General features: G+C 69.6%; 1 protein-coding gene. It reads left to right on the top strand.

What is annotated here, in order from left to right; translation table 11 throughout:
- Nucleotides 1–957, top strand: a 957-nt coding sequence (locus tag ACEN88_RS32755; protein ID WP_413346443.1) for a diguanylate cyclase domain-containing protein, incomplete at both ends; no start/stop codon positions are given.

Below are 957 nucleotides of genomic sequence, written 5' to 3'. Positions count from 1 at the left end.
GCGCACCTGGCGGCGATGTACGTCCAGGCGCGCCGCTACGGCGAGGCCGAACGGGCCGCGCGCAAGGCGCTGCGCATCGCGCACGAGGTCGGCGACGAGGACGCGATCCGGCTCGCGTCGTTCCAGGTCGGGATCGTCGACATTTGCTTCCGCAACATCGCCGCCGGCCGCGCCACGGTCGACAAGGCGCTCGCGGGTCTCGCGAGCGACGACCAGTACGTGCCCATGCTGCTGCAGTACGGCCATGCGCTGAACCAGGTGGGCGAGGGCGACGTCGCGATGACCGTGTACGAAAAGGCGGGCGCCGTGTCGCTGGCCGCGTGGCGCAAGGAAAAGCAGCTGGCGTACGAGACGCTGCAGCGTGCGTATGCCGACCAGAAAAAGCAGAACGACCTGGCCGCGCTGCACCACGAAAGCATCCTGAAGGCGGCGGAGCTGCACAACGTGCGGCGCCTGCGCAGCCTGTGGGCGCTGCTCGCCGCGATCACGCTCGCCGCCGCCGCCGTCATCGCCCTGCTGTACCGGCGCGTGGCGAAGGCGAACAAGTCGCTGCAGCAGAAGAACGACCAGCTGTTCCTGCAAAGTACGCGCGATTCGCTGACGGGGCTCTTCAACCGGCACTACTTCTACGAACAGGTCGTGCCCCATCACCATCGCAAGGCGGGCGCCGCGTCCGAACGGCGCGCCGGCGCGGAAGGGCGCACGGGCGGCGTGTTCCTGCTGATGGACATCGACCGCTTCAAGTCCATCAACGACACGCTGGGCCATGGCGCGGGCGACGTCGTGCTGAAGAACGTGGCCGCGCGCCTGGCTGCCACGCTACGTGAACAGGATGTGCTGGTGCGCTGGGGCGGCGAGGAATTCCTCGCCTACCTGCCGGGCATCGGCACGGACGAAGCGCGCCAGGTGTGCGCGCGCGTGCTGGCCGCCGTGGGCGGCTCGGCGGTCGCGCTGGAC

The sequence above is a fragment of the Massilia sp. CT11-108 genome (genome assembly GCF_047302915.1).
GTDB lineage: Bacteria > Pseudomonadota > Gammaproteobacteria > Burkholderiales > Burkholderiaceae_D > Telluria > Telluria orientalis.
The sequence above is the reverse complement of the archived record's forward strand: the minus strand, read 5'-3'. Positions and strand labels throughout refer to the sequence as shown.